Below are 17832 nucleotides of genomic sequence, written 5' to 3'. Positions count from 1 at the left end.
CGTTGGGGTTCACTAACGGTTCTGACAACGCGTTCTCACCCCACTCTGACTGAATCACCCGGCATCCTGCTTGGATAGCGAAATGTACTGTTCATCTGTGAGAGGCGAGTCGAGGTGGTCATCATTAAAGAATCGAAGAACTGCCCAGACGTCTCGTTTGTCGTCCATCTTGATGGCCATCTCTCCGTCCCCGTTCTCCTCGAACTTCACGTCGCTATCGAAGTTCTCACGAATATACGCCGCATCCGTCGAATCCATGTCCTCGTACAGTCCGCGTTCGTGGACTTTGTACATCAGCCGCAGGACTCGGTTGTTGCCGTAGACCGCCTCGCTAAACATCTCGAAGTCGTGGAACGGAATATCTGTCTCTTCGATGGTCTCGATAACGTTGTCAGCGCATCGCTCGTACTCGGCTAGATAGTCAAACACTTTCTCGAACCTCGATTGGTCGAAGATGTACATCATCTCGTCGTAATAGACGGCGTCGACGCGGTCGGGGATGGAGATCAGAGAATCATCCACCTTCCGATGTTTTTCACTCCCTACCTTCATCCGTGCCCACGACGTCCGCCCCATGATTTGACTTCGCGAATAATTCAAGAAGGCGATCGCCATCTCCCCCGTCTCGCCGTCTTGAATACGGATCGCTTGAAACTCCGGCTTCGGTGGCTCAGTATATGTGGTGTGGCTGAATCGTTGTCCTTCGAGGAGGCGCTCAAAATTATCGAACTGCGGGATGTTTTCGGCGGGTTCGTACTGGACGAACGTCTGATCGCGATCACGGTTTTCTATGCTGTAGTCGGAAAAGCGGATCTTGTCGTTTTCGAGGGCGGACTGCTTGTTCTCGACCTTCTCGCGTACCAGTCCTTCCAGTTCCTCGGGAATCTCTTGATCTAACGAGATGCGCTCGAAGTTGTAGGCGTACTCCTCGTCACTTCCTTTGTCAAGCCGAGCCAACAGCAGATCGATCCCGAGTTCACTTGTGTCGACCGCTTCGATCCGTTGGAGAAAATCGACCAGGTCGTCAAACTGATCTCGTGCGTCGTCTTCGCTCGCTGTACTCATTATCTTGTAGTGATATAGACATCGCTACTTATTCTTGCGGTGTTGATTGTTATCTCATTACCATCAAGCCGCTCTTTGGTGAGGAGAATTCGTCTGTCGTGCTCTGTTTCGACCTCGTAGACCCGATACCGGAAGGCGATCAGTACGGGGTTGACGAAGAGACGGTTGGATCGGATTACGATTGCTGCGACGGTTGTGAATAGGACTAGAAACGCCGCCACGTCGAACATATTCGAGAACTCGAACACGATGAAGGGAAAGATATAGACCAGCAGGTACTCCGTGAACATATCCGACCGGTTTCGATAGTGTTCGATCTCGCTCATCTGGCCCTGCCGTGTCCGGTTCATCCGGATCATTACGGCCAAGAACGCCACACTAACGACTGTGATGAGTAGCGAGCCAAGGGAGAGGTAGGACAATTCGACCGGCCCGAAACCAACTGGTTCCAATTGGAGTCCCAGAATAGAAAGCTCGGCGTTGTGGGCGCGAAGTGCGATGATGATGTAGAGCGGGCTATAGGAGCTCAAGAAGAGGACTACCTTGGCCCAACTCGGAATGCGCCCCATTAGGTTTGCAAGATTCTATCCCCTGCTCAAAATCACTTTTGTATCACTCTGTTAGACTATTTTCTCGCGATTGACCACGAGAATTCGAGTATCAGCAATGGCAACTGATGGACAATGTTCAAGACATCTCAATGGCTCTGCTTGAAACATCACTGAGTTTCGCATGGACGGACAATCTACCCAACCCCGCAAGGCCCAACTCGACAAGGAAGAGCGCGAGCATCTCGAGGACGTGGTCACCGAGATGCGCGACCGTGTCGAGGCGAACGTTCGCTACCAGCTCGAGGACGAGTACAATCTCGACGAGAGGCCGGACGACGACGCATCTCTGAGCGAGGATCAGGAAGACCTCATCGAGGCTATCGAACTCGAAGCCGTCGACGGCGACAACTGGAAGAGCAGCTACGAGGAGTACATCACTGGCGTCGGCTACACCATCGTCAACCGACTCGCCGCCCTCCGCTGTATGGAGGTTCGGGACTTCGTCGACAACGAAGTCACGGCCTTCCGTGAGGATGGACTCACGCCAGCGGCAGACCGGCTAGTCACCGAGGAGTTCATGCTCGAGGAGGAAGCTGTCCTCGAAGCCTACCGGAACGCGTGCGACGATCTGGCCGAGGAAATCGAGATTCTCTTCGACCGCTCAACTACCTACAGCCAGATCGACCCCGACGATGACACATTCGAAGACCTCTGTGGGATGCTCGACGAGGTTTCTGACGAGGTCTGGCGGGCCGACGACGTGCTGGGTTGGGTCTACGAGTACTACAATCAACCAGTCGTTGAGGCCCTGGACGCAAAGAACAAGCTCGAACCGGAGGACGTGGGCCCAGCGAACCAATTCTACACGCCACACTGGGTCGTCCGGATGCTTACGGACAACTCCCTCGGGAAGCTCTATCTCGAAGCCACTGGACAGGAGTCAGCGGTACCGGATTCGGCGGCAATCTCCCCAGAGGAGCGTAAGGAACGATTGGTTACACCTGAGGACAGTCCAACCGTTCCCGAACTCTGTACGTACCTCATTCCGGATGAGGAGGTTGGCGACGCGCCGGAGTTCGACCACCCCTCGGAACTGCGGGTTATCGACCCGGCCTGTGGGAGTGGGCACTTCCTGCTCTACGCGTTCGACGTGCTGGAGCGCATCTGGTGGGCCGAGACCGATCTCGACCGCGCCGAAATCCCGGCGAAGGTGCTGGAGCACAACCTCTACGGCGTCGACATCGACCTTCGCTCGTGTCAGCTCTCGGCGTTCAATTTGTATCTGAAAGCTCGGACGCGCGCCGAGGAGGAAGACGGCTACTTTGAGATGCCCAATGTCGACATCGTCTGCGCGGACGCCCGCGTGGCAGAGGTTGAAGAAGGCGCAGAAGTGCTGGATGATATCACAGGTGAAGGGACTGACCTGCGTGACGCGCTCGACGAGATAATCGACACATTTCAGCATACGGAGGCTCTCGGGAGCTTGCTAGACGTAAGTGGGACACTTGAGGACGTGTTCGAGAGCGGACAGTCCGGCCTCTCGGATTGGGGCGACGGGACGCACCAGTCGCTGAACTCATTCCTGAAGGCACTCCGGGAGGCAGTCGACGAGCGGACGAGTGATTCGTTCGGTGAACAGAACCTCAAGAGCTTCCTGAATCTACTGGTGGTATTGACACAGGAGTACGACGTTTCGCTGATGAACCCGCCGTATGGGGCAAGTGGAAGAATGCCGCCGGATGTGCGAGACTATGTACGAGACCACTATAAATACGCCGCAGAGTATTATATCAATTTCTTTGAAGCTTGCAATCGGGTTACTAAACAAAAAGGAAGGGTGAGTATGATTGTCCCACGGACATTTATGTTCAAAAGCTCCTTTGAAGAATTCAGGGAAGATTTCATTGGAGCGCAGGGTTCTTTTGATTTCTTGGCTGAATACGGCAACGACGTACTTGATAATGCAACCGTCCGAACCGCAGGCACAGTTGTCCGGGTAGGCAATTATGCCGCTCAGGAATCAACGGGTACGTTCTTCCGACTTCACGATGTGAGCTCTCACAGGAAGGAGGGAACATTCCTAAATACAGCGTTTGGGTCGGGTGATGACAATATAGAACGCCACTTTTCCCGTCCTTTGTCAGAGTTTGCCAAAATCCCCGGTAGTCCGATCTCATACTGGGCACCCCCACAAATTAGATCTCTATATGATTCAGAAACTGTTCTTGACGCAGATAATGGGAGGTTGGAGGGCAAGAAGAGCTTGGGTGACGCAAAGCAAGGCTTGATAACGGGTAATAACGACCGATTTGTAAGGAAATTTTGGGAGGTCGGCAGTTACACTCATTGGAAACCCTTTGCCAAAGGAGGCGAAGACGCTTGGATTCTCCCGCAAGTAAACCTCACAGTTGGATGGGGTGATAGTGGAGAAGAAATACGCAGGTATGAGGGTTCTAGACCGCAGAATACACAGTATTTCTTCAAAGAGGCACTCACATATACATATATGAAAGAAAGTGGCCGGAGATTCGGGTATTTGCATCCCGAATCAATATTTGGCCGTGCAGGTTGTGCATATATTCCTTCTCGTAACCCCTGGAATGTTCTCTCGTACACAAACAGCAATCTTGTGACTTACCTTATGGTTTGTCAAACTCCAGACCGTCAATGGGAGGTCGGGTATGTCTCGAAACTTCCATGGCGTGATGAACTAGGGAGCAACACCAAACTTGAGAGTCTATCGCGCGAGATTGTAGGCCATCTGATCTCTAAAAGACGGTATGATTTTGCATCACCCTACTACGAGTGTCCGGTCTTACTGGGCGTTCTTGGAAAAGAAACTCCGTCCAAGAAATTTGAACACCCCCACAAAGGACTTCGAGAGGAGTTGGAGCTTGATCAGGCTGAATTCTCCGCCAAAAATGGTAGCTCTCTGTCGAAATTGGGGACTATAGCTGCAAAACACCTCGAACAAGTTGAAGATAACCTCCAATCATGTGCTGACACTATTGATGAAGCCGTTTTTGACCAGTTCAACATCTCCGACCAGAATCGAGAGATCGTTCTTCAGGAAATCTCTCTACGTACAAACGAAGATCCACGTGAGCGCAAGGAGCACAATCCAGAATCGATCACAGAACCTTCCGACGACTTTCCTGAACAGGTCAAAGACCTCCTTCTCCACTTCACGCTCCGCGCTATCGACGACGCCGACGACGGCATCATCCCCCTCTCCGATGTCGACGGTAAAGACGGCCTCCTCACCAAGATCGAGGCGGAGTTCGAACGCGTCTGGGGCGACCACGCAACTGACCGCCTCGCGGAAGCCGACAAGGTACTCGGAAACCGGAGCGCAGGTGATGAAGCATACCCGAACCTTCGAGCGTGGCTCGAAGACGACCTGTTCGAGTACCATGTCTCGAAGTTCGACCGAACACCAATCCTCTGGCGGTTATCGACTGAATGGCTCGTATCTGACGCCAAGGGCGAGGGCTTCGGCTGCCTCGTCGACTACCATCAGTTAGACACAAGCATCTTCGACCGCCTACAGAACCAGTACCTCGAGCCACGACGGACGCACCTCCGCGAACGACAAGCGGCAGCAAACAGCCGTCGTAACGATGAATCGCTTTCTACCTCGGAGCGAGCCGACGCCGCCGAGGAGTACGAACGGTGCGAGAGCGGCCTCGAACAGCTCAGTGTGTTTGAAGAACAGCTGGGCGAACTTGCCGAGTCCAACCCTCGTGAGTGGCCCGACGAGAATCAGGAACGCGCCGCCAAGGCAGCCGAACGTGTGGCGGAGTTCCGAGAGCGGACAGCGTCACGGCTGGACACTCTCGAAACACTCGCCGATCTGGAGGACGTGGATATGGAAGACCTGTTCAGCCCCTCGTTCTACGAGACTGTTCAGAAGAACCAAAACGAGTGGATCGATGCACTCGACGATCTACAGGCTGGGTTCGAGGCCTATGCCGAGGACGGCACCGAGCCCGTCGAGGCTCATCTCTACGATCTCTTCGAGTACTACGACGACCTGACTGGTTCCTCTCACTACGCGAGCAACGGGATTCTGTTCATGACGTACTACTTCGAGCAGTTCGAAGACGTTGGCCAAGCCCAGATTGGGGATGCAGGAGTTTCTGAACGCCAACGGCTGCTCTCAGAACTCGCTTCCAACGTTGACGATTACAGGCAACTGGCCGCGGAGATTTCTGAAGACTGCGACGAGGTCGCCGCAGATATCCCTGCCGACTGGGAGGATCGGGCGCTCTCAGAGGTGACGACCGCAGGCTACCAGCCGAACCACAAGCACGGCGTCGCGATCAACATTACACCGCTCGCGGAGAAGAGCGTCGTTCCCGAGATCGTCGAGGACAGGGTGCTCTGAATCATGCAAGCGAGCAAATCACTTCCGGACGCCGCGAAAGACACTATCCGAACCAAGTTCGACCGCGCCGAGTCATCAGACCCGATCGTCCTCTGGTGGGATGACGGAAACTACCTCGAAGACATCATCGAACAGGCCTGCGCCGACCTCGGCGTCGAGCTGAAAGTCGCCGATGAGACCCCACTGGAACTCCGTGCCAATCCAGTCGACGGCGAACAGGTTTGGTACGTCCCACACGTCAAAGACCCCGAAGACGCCGAGGGAGAGTACGACTGGTTCCGCGATGTGGAGCACACGGGCGCCGAGGTCGAGATGAGCATCGAAGACCTCACCGTACACGCCTTCGAGCGCGGACAACTCGATGCGTGGGAACTGAAAACTACGACGCAGTCGGACGACCCCGCGAAGCGCCGCGAGATCGCACGGATACTCCACGACCAACTCACCGGCGGCCAACTGCCGACGCTCGAACAGCTCCGCACGCAGATCGTCACCGGCGGCTACACCGACCCGGTCGCATTCGTGCTGGAGAACGGCTGGGGAGACATCGACAACAGCTCCGACACTATCGAGCAGATGACGGACTTGCTCACCAGTGAGGGCGTCGACGCCGTCGCCAAGGAGGACGAACCAGTGGGCATCGTCGCGGCGACGCGGCGCTGGGCTGTCGCGGAGTGGCTGATTCACGCCGGAGCCGACGCCGAACGCTTCCCGAGCGAGTTCCGTGCCGAAACAGCCGGCGCTCACGGCCTTCCCGAACTCAAGTCGGTGCTGAACAACACCACATCGTCCGGCCTGATCGCCGATCGTTACCTCGGCGAGGCGATGTGGCCTGAGGTGATCGCGGACGTCAATGACCCGTGGGAACTCGCGGACTGTATCGTCGACGGCGCGCTCGAACGGCGCCTCTGGAAGGAGTGGCACGCATCCTTCGAAGCCGGCGACTACGAGGAGTGTCTTGAGCGAGCCGAGGAGCGGTACGACGCCCTCCTCGGGAGCGAGGACTTCCGCGGAAACTATCGAGGAGCCTTCGGCCTGGATAGCCCGTGGACACAGACGTGGGAGCAGGCCACAGAGATCGCCCGTCTTGCGCACCAGCTCGAGACGTGGGACGAGAGCGCGACCGACGACGTCGTCTCGCTGTACGCCGACGCGGACGACGGCACGTGGCAGATAGACAACGCGGTTCTCAACTTGGTCGTTTCCGGCGAGCCCGAGACCGACCTTCCCGACGACCACCCTGCGACAAGCACGCTTGACGAGCTCCGCACGCAGCTCCAATCGGAGTACGTCGAGTACCTGGAAGACCTCGGCGACCTCGTCACGGAGACTGTCGAGGCGGGCGCTCCCTTCGTCGACGAGGATCACGCCTACCAGTTCTTCACCAAGGAATCCGCTGGCCTCGAGAGCGGGCAGACAGTAGCACTGTTCGTCATTGACGCCCTTCGACTCGACCTCGCTCGCCGGCTCGCGGACGAGTTGCGCAACTATGTGGCCACACTTTCGTCCGATGCTCCCGAGTTCGCCATCGATGAAGACATCTGGCTCGGGACGCTTCCCTCGGAGACTGAGTTCGGGAAGGCCGCACTCACGCCAGGGGAGATCCAGATGTTCGACGTCTCGCTGGTTGACGGTGAGTTACAACCGCTGCGTAACAACCGCCGCGTGACGAACAACCGTCGCGAGTCACTACTGAACGGTGATGGCTGGACGGTCACTCGCGAGCAGGACGACGGCTGGCAGTCTACACGTGTCGCCTACTTTAAAAACGACCTCGACGACATGGGCGAGAAGGAACTCAGCGATCTTGAGGAACTGCTGGCCCAACGTGTCGACTCGCTCGCGGAGTTCATCGGCACGAAACTCGAACAGGGTGAGTGGGATCAGGCCTACGTGCTGACCGACCACGGCTTCGTCCTCCTCCCGGACGGCGCATCCCCAGAAAAGATCTCGCGCCCGGGCGAAGCGTCGGATTCCGGTCGACGGTGGATTGCCGGTGAGGACGTAGACGAAGACTCCCCCGGTGTACTGCTTGATGCTAGCACCCGACTAGGATATCTAGACGCCAACATCAGCGTCCTCGCGAGTCCACTCAAGCGGTTCAGGAAGCAAGGTCTTGGCGACGCGCGGTTCTATCACGGTGGGCTACTCCCGCAGGAGTTCGTGCTCGACTTCATCAGCATCACGCAGGGGTGAACACCACTAGCGTCGGTAACTAGACGCGCTCAGTCCCCGCGGACGTTCTCTGTGGCCTCGGCGACGATTTCGTCGACGATATCCGCGAGCGGTTGATGCTCCGCGAATGCTGTTGCGAGCGTCTCGAAGTAACTCTCCGGGAGATTTGACTGGTCGACATCGTACGTTTTCTGCGTATAGTCCTTCTTTTGACCCTTGTTCGTAATACCAGCATCATCGAGAATCGGATCGAGGCGATCCTGCCACCTATCGGTGTTGTAGAGGTGGTTGAACTCGTCCCGTAACTCCACTCTCGTCGGAGTACGGAGTATGAACGTGAGTTCCCCGTGGCTGAACGACTCCTTGTTCCGAATGAGATGAACAAAGTGTAACCGGAACCCAGTCTGGCCGTGAGTATCCGTGCGATCTATCGTGGGTTCGAGGTTATCATCGTCTAGGTACCAGCCGTCTTTGAACAGACAACCCCACTTTCCGTGATCGGGGCGAGTGTGCCACTCATCCGTCCATAGCTCCTCGTCCACATGACTTTTGAACAGTTCTGGCCAGTCTTCGATTGCTCTCTCTCGAAGAGATTCTGCGGCATCGAGAAGCGTATCGATGTCGTCTCGGTACTCCCCCAGCAACTGGATTTTCTCTTTCTGTATCTCGGTGAAATCGTCGTCTTCCATGTTGGTCACCTGAGTTATCGTCGATATGAACTCCCGTAGTTGGCTGACGCTCCGTTCTGGATAGCGTCCGTGTGAGCGTTCGATTACCGTCTCGAAACTCTCGACGACGTGCCGCCAATACAGGTCGCCGAACTCTCCCGCGTTGGAGTCTGGAGCGTATTTTTTTGAGAGGAACACGTAGTGGTGTCCGTCGTCGGAGTACGTCGCTTTTTCCTCGTTTCCGATATGAGTGTCTTCGACATATCGGGCCGTCTGTTGGTTGCCTTCTGTCGAGTCAACCTTTGATTCGATACACAGGAACCAGTCTCCTGGAACGCGGAGCACCACGTCGGGGCGATTAGTATCGGGTGACGTGACTTCGGTCTCCACCTCGATATTTTCGAGGTGACGGTGGTAGTACTCGAATGAGGGATCGGCCTCCTGTTGTACCCTGTCCAAAAAACTCGTTAGGAGATCGATCCCGAAGCCATGTGGCTGATCGGGATCGAGGAGATACGCCAAGAAAGTATTCCACGTCTGCTCCGATCTCGCAGATCCGAGAATCCGGAGCGTCGATTTTGGCGGCTCAGCCACGTCTGGCAGGGCGTCGAGCGAGGTTCGGAGCTCACGAAACCGCTCCTCTAGATCTCCGCTTGTCGCCATTGCTCTCCAATTGGAACGAACTGACATAAATCTACGACAGCTACCGGCCACCAGCTGAGAGCGGTGAGACGCTACAGATCGATATTGATCGAAGCTACTGATCAAGACTCACCAACATTCAAGACGGCGTCAGCCGTTGCAATCACTATCAGTTAATGACGGGCTCTACACAATTTTCTCCCGGACAGCGGGTGATTCTCAATGATACACCCGCAGAGGTCATTCGGACTCGGACTGTGGGAAATATCGAATACCTACGAGCCTATATCGAAGGGAAAGGCGTCAAAACAGTCTGTCTCGACGATGTCAAGATAGAACCCACTCAGGATGGGCTTGAAAGACTTCTTGACCACCAACTCGATAGTCTTCATCCTGACCATGATGCGGTCTCAGCGCAGTGGTTCGATCTGCACACACAGGCGACGAAACTCAAACTCGCTCACGAGCAGGGGCAACTCCTGAGCATCTCGAACTCGCTCGTCCGATTAGAGCCCTACCAGTTGTCGTGCGTGAATTGGGTAATGCAGAAGCTTCGACAACGAGCACTCATCGGTGACGACGTCGGGCTCGGGAAAACGATTGAGGCGGGACTCATCCTCAAGGAACTCTCCGCTCGCAATCGCGCAGACCGTGTCCTGTTCGTCGTCCCTGCTCACCTCCAAAAGAAGTGGATTCGGGATATGGATCGATTCTTCGACATCGATCTCACTGTCGCCGACCGAGCGTGGGTCGAAGGGGAACGACGAAGACTCGGTGAGGAGGCCAACATATGGAACCAAGACCAGCAACAGCTCGTCACCAGTATGGCCTTCCTGCGACAGGACGAGTTCCGTCCAGCCCTTCGCGACGCGTTCTGGGACGTTGTCGTGGTCGATGAGGCACACAAGGCCGCAAAACGAGGCGACTCGCCGAGCAAGACGGCAAAGATGATTGATACCGTCACAGGAAAGTCTGACTCGTTGCTGCTTCTCAGCGCGACACCGCATGACGGGAAGGGCGAGGCCTTCCGTTCGCTCGTCGAGTACATAGATCCTTTTCTCGTCGCCGAGAATCGCGAACTCTCTCAGGAAACGGTCGATCGTGTGATGATACGTCGCGGGAAGACCGACATCTACGACGAAGGAGGTGAACGTGTCTTTCCCGACCGGGAGGTCGACTCGGTCTCGGTGTCGATGACCCACGACGAGCGCCAATTCTACCGTGCAGTTACCGACTACGTCAAGAACGTGTACAACCGTTCGGAGAAGTTGAATGAACCCGCGGTCGGGTTCGCAATGGCCCTCATGCAGAAACGGCTAGTGAGCAGCGTCGGTGCGATTCACGCGACTCTTCGTCGACGACTGGATGATCTCCTGGACGAAGAGGCGGCGACAGATGGACTTTCAGAGGAGGCACGAGCCTACCTTGAGGGAGAGGATTTAGATGAGGATGACAAGCAACATGCGGAAGACGAAATCGCTGGTCTGACCGTCATCAGTAACGACGAACAACTCCAAGAGGAGATCAATACCCTTCGCGATCTTGTTTCGCTGGCGGAGGATTTACCGGTCGACTCCAAGGCGCAGAAGGTCAGAAGGTTCATCTCCCAGCTCCTCGAGGAACAGCCGGACGAGAAACTCCTGTTGTTCACGGAGTACCGAGATACGCTCGACTACCTCCTCGAGTTTGTACAAGATGAGCCGTGGGCCGACGAGATTCTTGTGATTCACGGTGATGTCGACAAGGAAGAGCGGGCCCGGATCGAGGACGAGTTCAATCACGGCCAGTCGCGACTCCTGTTCGCGACCGACGCAGCAAGTGAAGGGATTGACCTCCAGCACAGCTGCCACATTATGGCAAACTACGAGCTACCATGGAACCCAAACCGGCTCGAACAACGGATCGGGCGAATCCACCGCTACGGACAGGACAAGGAGGTCAAAGTCTGGAACTTCCTCTTCGACGACACTCGCGAAAGCGAGATCTTCGAGATGCTTCAAACCAAGGTCGAAGAGATTCGCTCCCAACTCGGAAACACGGCGGACGTGCTTGGCATACTCGACGACATCGACGTGGACTCAATTATTATGGAGTCCATCGAAAATGACGAACCACCGAGTGCCACCAAAGCGGAACTCGAAGAACTGATCGAGGAACGGCAGCGGACACTTGAGGAGTGGTACGAGCGCAGTCTTGTCGACACGAGCACGTTCGACGCGGAGAGTCGCCGACAGATTCAGGAGGTCGTTGATGAGTCGGAGGACGTCTACGGGAGTGAAGGTGATATCCGCGAATTCTTTGAACGAGCAGTTGGGGCATTCGGCGGCGAATTCGAGAAGCGTGGCACCAATCTCTATCAGGCTGAATTACCAGAGGGGATCAACTCGCCCGGCCAAGATGCGACGTTTGGGCCGTTTACCTTCGACCGAGACTTTGCAATGGAGCATGAGGACATCACCTACCTCGCTCCTGATAGTGACGTTCTTCAGCGACTCATGACACGCGTGTTGGAGGATGAGCGCGGTGAGGTCGGCCTCAAGCTGCTCCCGTTCGTCGACACACCGGGCATCACCTACAACTACCGGGTGGCATTTGAGGACGGCACCGGCGATGTGATTCGAGAGGGTACGATCCCAGTCTTCGTAGATGCCGAACAAAAGGACGCTCAACAGGCCCTCGGAGAGCGTATCGTCGAAGGCGACACTGTTACAGCAAAGCCCGATGTAGACGATCTTCGAACGATTCTCGACGCTCAAAACGAACTCCGAACTGCTGCTGACCGCTACGTGAGTGTGCGGGTCGACGAAATCAAGGATACTCTTCGGAACAAGCGGCACAAGGAAACCGCCCGCGAACTGGAGAACCTAGACGAATATGCACAAGCAGAGCGCGAGCGAATTGAGTCTTTCATTGAGGAATACGAACGAAAAGCCGATGCTGGCTCTGATATGGACATCGCGATCCGTGGCCAACAGGAGCGTCTCGAACAGCTCGAAGACCGAATAGAAACGCGGCGTAAAGAACTTCGACGTCGTGAGCAGGTCATCTCGATTGCCCCGGAAGTCGAGAATTACTGTCTCACATTACCTCTGTAAATCATCGGACGTTCGCTACCAGGGTAGGAGAAAGAGTTGATGTATAAAGCCCGTAACAGTACGTATTATGCACAGAGATTGTGTTTATGTTGTTGTACAGGAAGGCTTGGAGAACATTTTCCCAGTCCTAGGTGTCTATGAAGATCGATTGGACGCTCTGGAAATTTGCGCAGAGAATGCACACGCAGAGGAGTATTCAGTCGAAGAGGATGTCGATGTGGATTTTGACTTAGAATCAAATGAGGGTGCCGACGAAGTTATTGCTGGGGATTTGAGGTTTTTAGTAATTGAATTCGCAGTTCAGTAACTATTGGAGTCAGTACTGATAGAATCGTTACAGCGTGACGTTCGACATCGATTCGATGATGTTGTCCTCGGTAGGAGCAGTCAAGTAGGGTTCTATCGCATCGTAGCTGCTCCATCCGCCGAGAACCATTACAATACGTGGTGAGACGCCTTCTTCGACCAAAAGGTGTTGTGCCCAGCAGCGTCTGAGGTCATGGCTCGATGTACGTTCGTAGTCTGTGTCGCTGGTCTCTTCCGCTGCACGGCCAGCTGCATTTTTAACCCAGTTCTGGACAGTCTTCTTCGATCGCGGAATCAGGGGTTCGTTGTTTTCGATGCCTTCTTCTCGAACGTAGCGGTGGATTTGACGTTCAAGATCAACGGGCATCCAAGTCTCTCGTTGTTTGCCACCATCGTACTCGCCAGTCGTGTCTTTCCCCTTCGTCACCTCCAGTTCGTGGCTCCGGCCATCCTTCTTTCGACTGATATCTTCGGGAGAGACGTGGAGCGTTTCCTCGACCCGCAGTCCGCAATCTCCCATCAATCGCAATGCGATTTCTTGCATCCGGGTGTCGGCTTGCCGAGGGATCTCGTTGTATTCGGTACGACTCATCCAGACGTTGTAAGTGCCGTCTTTGTTACGTTCTGTTCTCATCTTTCGTGTTTGTCTAGACTTTCGTGCAATATAACACTTGTCACCAACTATACTATTCGACTCAAACATCCGAAAACGGCTGGTTCACTCTCATCCACCGCTACGGATTGCGCGTTTGTGTACAAACACGAAATTGGAGAACGCGTGGTTCATCGAATTCGGGCTTGCCTTGTGGCTCAATAGTCGACCTTGATTCAGAGTGGTGAATCATGGCCTTAGATCACGATCTGGATCAGAGATATTTCCGCTGAAACGTCGTTTGTTCCCCTTCTATGGAGACTAACTCGACGCTCGGTGGAAGCTGATCTTTGGTTTCACCAACTCGTGCCGTTGCTCCTCCAGACAGTCCTCGGCACTCGCCAAGCTGATGCTCTGAACGGGAGTGAGTATGCCCGACTAGTACCAGATCAAATGGGACATTCGAGTCTTCCTGAAGCCTACTGAGTGAATACTCGGGATTGTTACTAGCTGTAAATGGTGCTAAAGATTGGTGGATGCAGAGGATGGTTGGTAGACTCTTTGTCGTACCTTCAAGGTCAAGAACAAAATCATCCCAGTTTGATCGGTAGTCGATACCATAGAGGGCGATTGCGTCTCCGATTACTTCGTAACGGGGGCCCAGATGTACTGCCAGTCCATCATCGACAAATCTTTCCATGATCCGACGGCCAGCTTGACGTTCATGATTCCCGTAAATGAAATAGAGCGGAATACCATGTTCCGCTAACTTAGTCAAATTTTCACGACAAACGGCGATCTCTTTCTCATTAATCCCGCTCCCGGGGTTGTGAAACAGATCACCCCCATGAACAACTGCGCTTACGTTCTTCTGAATCGCGTATTCAATTGCAGCCTCGAATCCCTCGTCGGGTGATACTGACCAGGTTTGTCCGTTGTAGCTGTGAGTGGTCTTCCCGAGATGACTGTCGGTCATATAGAGAAGATCGATTCGATCTCTACCCTGTCGGGTTCCGAGATTTTTGATTCTGAGAGCGGAGGTTCCATGAATCACTTTCCCGGACGGCCACTCGTTCACCGAAACTCCACTGAGGCGATACCAGCATCCTTCCTGCCAGTTATAGTTCCTGCCCTCCTTTGATTTCTCCCAGACAATAAACGGGAACCGCGTCCCATTGGAATCTTCTACGCTCAACTCAAACGCACGGTTTTCTATTGTTGCCCGCGAGTAACCACGAACACGGACAATAATCTCATATCGACCATCTTCCCCAAGATCCTCGTATGTCGTTTCCACAGGAAAACTGAACAGTGTACACTGATAAGTTAGATTGATTACCCAGTCTAGTACTAGCTCGTCTCAACAGCGGTACCTGACCGTCTCTGAGTTGTCCACAATACCTTTTAGCGGTCGCTGACGGCTAAAGTCGCTACTTCGTGTGTTTGGAAAACTGGCGCGAAAGAGTGAAGACATGTTTCACGTGCACAGAGTCACCCCAGCTCAACAACCGCTAGTATCGTCTTCGACGAAGCCGGAGTCAGAACTGCATCCACAACCATCAGTAGATGGTGTATCTGAATACTTCTCTTTGAGCCGGAGCGTTTCCTCAAGACATTCCTCAGTTACCTCCTCACAACCGGCAAAGTGATCGAAGATAGTCTCCATTTCGGCTTCTCCGAGTTTCGCCTCACTGCGGGGGTTAACTCCGACCTCTTTCACCGGGATTGCATCTGCGAGGTCGTACAGCTTCACGGGGCCAGTCACCGCGTATCGGTCGCCCATATCCAGGTAGTCTCTCTTCTCAATGTACCCAACAATCTGCTTTCCGCCAGACAGCTGGTCGGGGTTCGTGATGAGTACAAGGAACTGCTCATTGGAGGTGAGGAATGATGCGATAGCTTGTGGCACGCAGCTGTGGTGATAGTTCTCTGCGGCGATGATCTCATCATCGGTGTTCAGGCCTCGCTCAGCGCCGTACTCGATGTTCGGTTCGGTCTTCCCACGACCGGGAATATCGCGTATGGGAAGCGCTGAGCCGGGGCAGTGGTGGAAGAACTGAGTCCGTGCGGTCAGGGCGGCGCTCTCAATTACGATTTGTTCTTCAGGCGGATAAGTTGGTCTGGATGACATATATTTAATCTGTTTGACAGTGTTCACTCGATTCGGAACAGGTCAGCAAGAATCGTCCGCCCGAGGATGACCTCCCCGAGCAGTTGCATTCCGTGCTGATACTCATCTCCGGGGGTCTCCAGCGTTCGCTGCGGTGTTTTTCGCCCCGTAATGGTGCGGATGTCTTCCGGACTGACCGTTGATTCCTCTCCGAGCACCCCAAGCCACTTCACCGGTACGTGGTACTCTCGAAACTCCTCCTCCCCAGGATTGTACAGGTTCTCCTCAGCAGGAACTCTTGAGCCGCTCCACGAAGCCTGCACGACGCCAAAGGCCCGTGCCCCACCGTCGTACTTGACTGAAGAGTCACTCACGTACGAGACGACACCATCACCTGGCTCTAGTTCGCGGAGAGATTCTCCAAACCGTTCGTCACCGTAAGTCGCGACGACTCCATTGGAGTAGATCTTCGTCCCATCTCCAGGCACGTACTGCGCGTTTGTATTCACATAGTGGATAGTCGACGTCTCAAAGTATCGTTCGAGCGCCTCCTCAATCGTCTCAGACATGTTTCCATCCTCCCTGAGCTTTTCTTTTAGCGACGTGGGCAGCGTAATGCTCGCCCGCTCTCGTTCTTCAGACATTGGCTTCGTTTCATACGCACTCAGACCCACCACTTAATGGTTGCCCTCTATGTACACAGATGGGTGTTCAGTGTTAATCAACCAGTTAGCCTCCATCGGTCGCATTACCCTGAATTAGACAGTACACCGTGGGTGATACTCATTCTGAAGCGCTACCGGGCGGACTCAACGACTGACCGTCAGGCCATCAAGTACGCCAGCTACTGCTCGACTATCAGCGCAGAGGCCCTCCAACAGGACTGCCGTGCCTTCTGAAACGAGCGGCGCGACGAAAGCCACCAACTCCCACCGGAGGAAGTCTGGAGAACCAGCCGACTAGCGCCGCCCGTCGCGCTTGTCGCGCACGTATTCCTCGAGGTCGTCGCTGTCGAGCGCACACTCTACCAAGCCTTCGTAGAAGTGTCGGTGCTTCTCGATAGCTCCGTCGCCGTCGAGCTTACTGCGCGCATCCAACTTCTCGTAGGTATCGAGCAGGCGCTCGCGTAACTCTTCTGGTAGGTACATCGCTGTCTGTGGCCGGTCACGTACCGACCCACTCGACCCACCCGCATTACCCGCCTCATCCGTGTCATCCGCGTCACTCGCATCAGATGTGTCAGTCGTGTCGGTGGGGTTGGGGTCGCGATGCTTCGCGAAGCGTTCGCTGAGCGCATTCTGCCGGTCTTTCAACTCGGCGTCCTCACCGTTGTCGGTGTCGTTAGACATCGACCGCCACCTCCACGTCTGCGGCCTGCTCAAGCCCCATTCTCGCGAGCTCGCGATAGGTGTCGCGCAGCTGCTCAACGGCGTCTTCCTCGTAGCGTTCCGGCTCGTAGCCGTAGATGGTCGTACCGTCTTCCCACGCATACCGCAAGGCGACACGGTCGGGCACCGTATAGATGTACTCGCCGAACTGCGACCGGTACCACTCAAGCATCTCTTCGGCCATGCCATCGCGACTGATTTGATTGACGACCGCGCCGAGCATCCGCACGTTAACGCCGAATTCTGCCTCCAGGGTCTCGACTTCGTCGAAGAGCATCTCCAAGGCGCTGCGACTGGACTGTTGGGCTTGCGCCGGAAACAGGACATTGCGCGCCGCGAGGATTGTGTTATCGGTGAGCGGGCCGAGATTCGGTGGTGAGTCCATCACGATCGCATCGTGCTCCGTATTCAGTTCGTCGAGCACCATGCCGAGGCGCTCCTCTGTCCTGCCTTGGAAGTACAGTTCGCGCTCGAGCTGGAACATGTCGATGTGCGCGGGCAGGATGTCGATGCCATCCTCATTGGTCGATTCGATGAACCCGTCGACTTGCGCGAATTTGTCGACGTCGAGCATCACGTCGTACATCGACGCACCATCGCGCAAGTACGCCGTCTCGTGTCCGAGTGCTTTGGTGGTGTGTCCTTGCGGATCAGCGTCAACGAGCAGTACCGAGTGGTCGAGGTCGGCGATCGCGCCGGCGAGGTTCATCGCCGTGGTCGACTTGCCGACACCTCCTTTCTGCATGTTTATCGATAATCGCTTTGTCATCGGGAGTCCTCCAGCACTCACGCGAACCAAAGTGTGAGGCGTATAATACGCATCACTCGTAGTGTATGCGTGGTGCATATACAA

Annotated in this window: 13 protein-coding genes; 4 read left to right on the top strand and 9 right to left on the bottom strand. The window is 55.0% G+C overall.

Features of this window, described 5'->3' with window-relative positions; genetic code table 11:
• Positions 1-54: 54 nt before the first annotated feature.
• Complete coding sequence (locus AC6I6X_RS03095; RefSeq protein WP_497929032.1) at positions 55-1065, bottom strand: Kiwa anti-phage protein KwaB-like domain-containing protein; 1011 nt, start codon at positions 1063-1065, stop codon at positions 55-57.
• Positions 1065-1634 carry a KwaA family protein gene (locus AC6I6X_RS03090; protein ID WP_497929031.1) on the bottom strand — a complete coding sequence of 190 codons (570 nt, stop codon included), beginning with the start codon at positions 1632-1634 and terminating at the stop codon, positions 1065-1067. The genes AC6I6X_RS03095 and AC6I6X_RS03090 overlap by 1 nt, the downstream gene beginning before the upstream one ends.
• 163 nt (positions 1635-1797) lie before the next feature.
• Between AC6I6X_RS03090 and pglX the strand changes: the two genes are divergently transcribed.
• Both pglX and pglZ read left to right on the top strand, forming a co-directional pair.
• The gene (pglX, locus tag AC6I6X_RS03085; protein ID WP_497929030.1) at positions 1798-6003 is read left to right on the top strand and encodes a BREX-5 system adenine-specific DNA-methyltransferase PglX; all 4206 of its coding nucleotides are present in this window, start codon (positions 1798-1800) and stop codon (positions 6001-6003) included.
• A gap of 3 nt (positions 6004-6006) precedes the next feature.
• Positions 6007-8199, top strand: a complete 2193-nt coding sequence (pglZ, locus tag AC6I6X_RS03080; protein WP_497929029.1) for a BREX-5 system phosphatase PglZ — start codon at positions 6007-6009, stop codon at positions 8197-8199.
• A gap of 29 nt (positions 8200-8228) precedes the next feature.
• Here the strand turns inward: pglZ and AC6I6X_RS03075 are convergent, their stop codons facing one another.
• Positions 8229-9509 (bottom strand): PD-(D/E)XK nuclease family protein, encoded by a 1281-nt coding sequence (locus AC6I6X_RS03075; protein WP_497929028.1) that lies wholly within the window; start codon positions 9507-9509, stop codon positions 8229-8231.
• A gap of 155 nt (positions 9510-9664) precedes the next feature.
• Here AC6I6X_RS03075 and AC6I6X_RS03070 point away from each other — a divergent pair, with 155 nt between their 5' ends.
• Both AC6I6X_RS03070 and AC6I6X_RS03065 read left to right on the top strand, forming a co-directional pair.
• On the top strand, positions 9665-12583 hold the full coding sequence (locus AC6I6X_RS03070; RefSeq protein WP_497929027.1) for a helicase-related protein: 2919 nt from the start codon (positions 9665-9667) through the stop codon (positions 12581-12583).
• A gap of 67 nt (positions 12584-12650) precedes the next feature.
• The gene (locus AC6I6X_RS03065; RefSeq protein WP_497929026.1) at positions 12651-12890 is read left to right on the top strand and encodes a hypothetical protein; all 240 of its coding nucleotides are present in this window, start codon (positions 12651-12653) and stop codon (positions 12888-12890) included.
• A 27-nt stretch (positions 12891-12917) separates the two neighbouring features.
• Here the strand turns inward: AC6I6X_RS03065 and AC6I6X_RS03060 are convergent, their stop codons facing one another.
• The 6 genes from AC6I6X_RS03060 to AC6I6X_RS03035 form a co-directional block, all read right to left on the bottom strand.
• The gene (locus AC6I6X_RS03060; RefSeq protein ID WP_497929025.1) at positions 12918-13523 is read right to left on the bottom strand and encodes a tyrosine-type recombinase/integrase; all 606 of its coding nucleotides are present in this window, start codon (positions 13521-13523) and stop codon (positions 12918-12920) included.
• A gap of 232 nt (positions 13524-13755) precedes the next feature.
• On the bottom strand, positions 13756-14778 hold the full coding sequence (locus tag AC6I6X_RS03055; protein ID WP_497929024.1) for a metallophosphoesterase: 1023 nt from the start codon (positions 14776-14778) through the stop codon (positions 13756-13758).
• A 204-nt stretch (positions 14779-14982) separates the two neighbouring features.
• Positions 14983-15612 (bottom strand): hypothetical protein, encoded by a 630-nt coding sequence (locus tag AC6I6X_RS03050; RefSeq protein ID WP_497929023.1) that lies wholly within the window; start codon positions 15610-15612, stop codon positions 14983-14985.
• Between the two features lie 23 nt (positions 15613-15635).
• A complete protein-coding gene (locus AC6I6X_RS03045) occupies positions 15636-16235 on the bottom strand; it encodes a hypothetical protein (protein WP_497929022.1) in 600 nt (199 codons plus the stop codon).
• 315 nt (positions 16236-16550) lie between these two features.
• Positions 16551-16940, bottom strand: a complete 390-nt coding sequence (locus AC6I6X_RS03040; protein ID WP_497929021.1) for a DUF8160 family protein — start codon at positions 16938-16940, stop codon at positions 16551-16553.
• Complete coding sequence (locus tag AC6I6X_RS03035; protein ID WP_497929020.1) at positions 16933-17748, bottom strand: ParA family protein; 816 nt, start codon at positions 17746-17748, stop codon at positions 16933-16935. Before AC6I6X_RS03035 ends, AC6I6X_RS03040 begins: the two co-directional genes overlap by 8 nt.
• Between the last annotated feature and the right edge of the window lie 84 nt (positions 17749-17832).

Source organism: Halosolutus sp. YCN4 (assembly GCF_059736495.1).
Note: the sequence above shows the minus strand (reverse complement) of the source record. Positions and strands in the feature narration are given on the sequence as shown.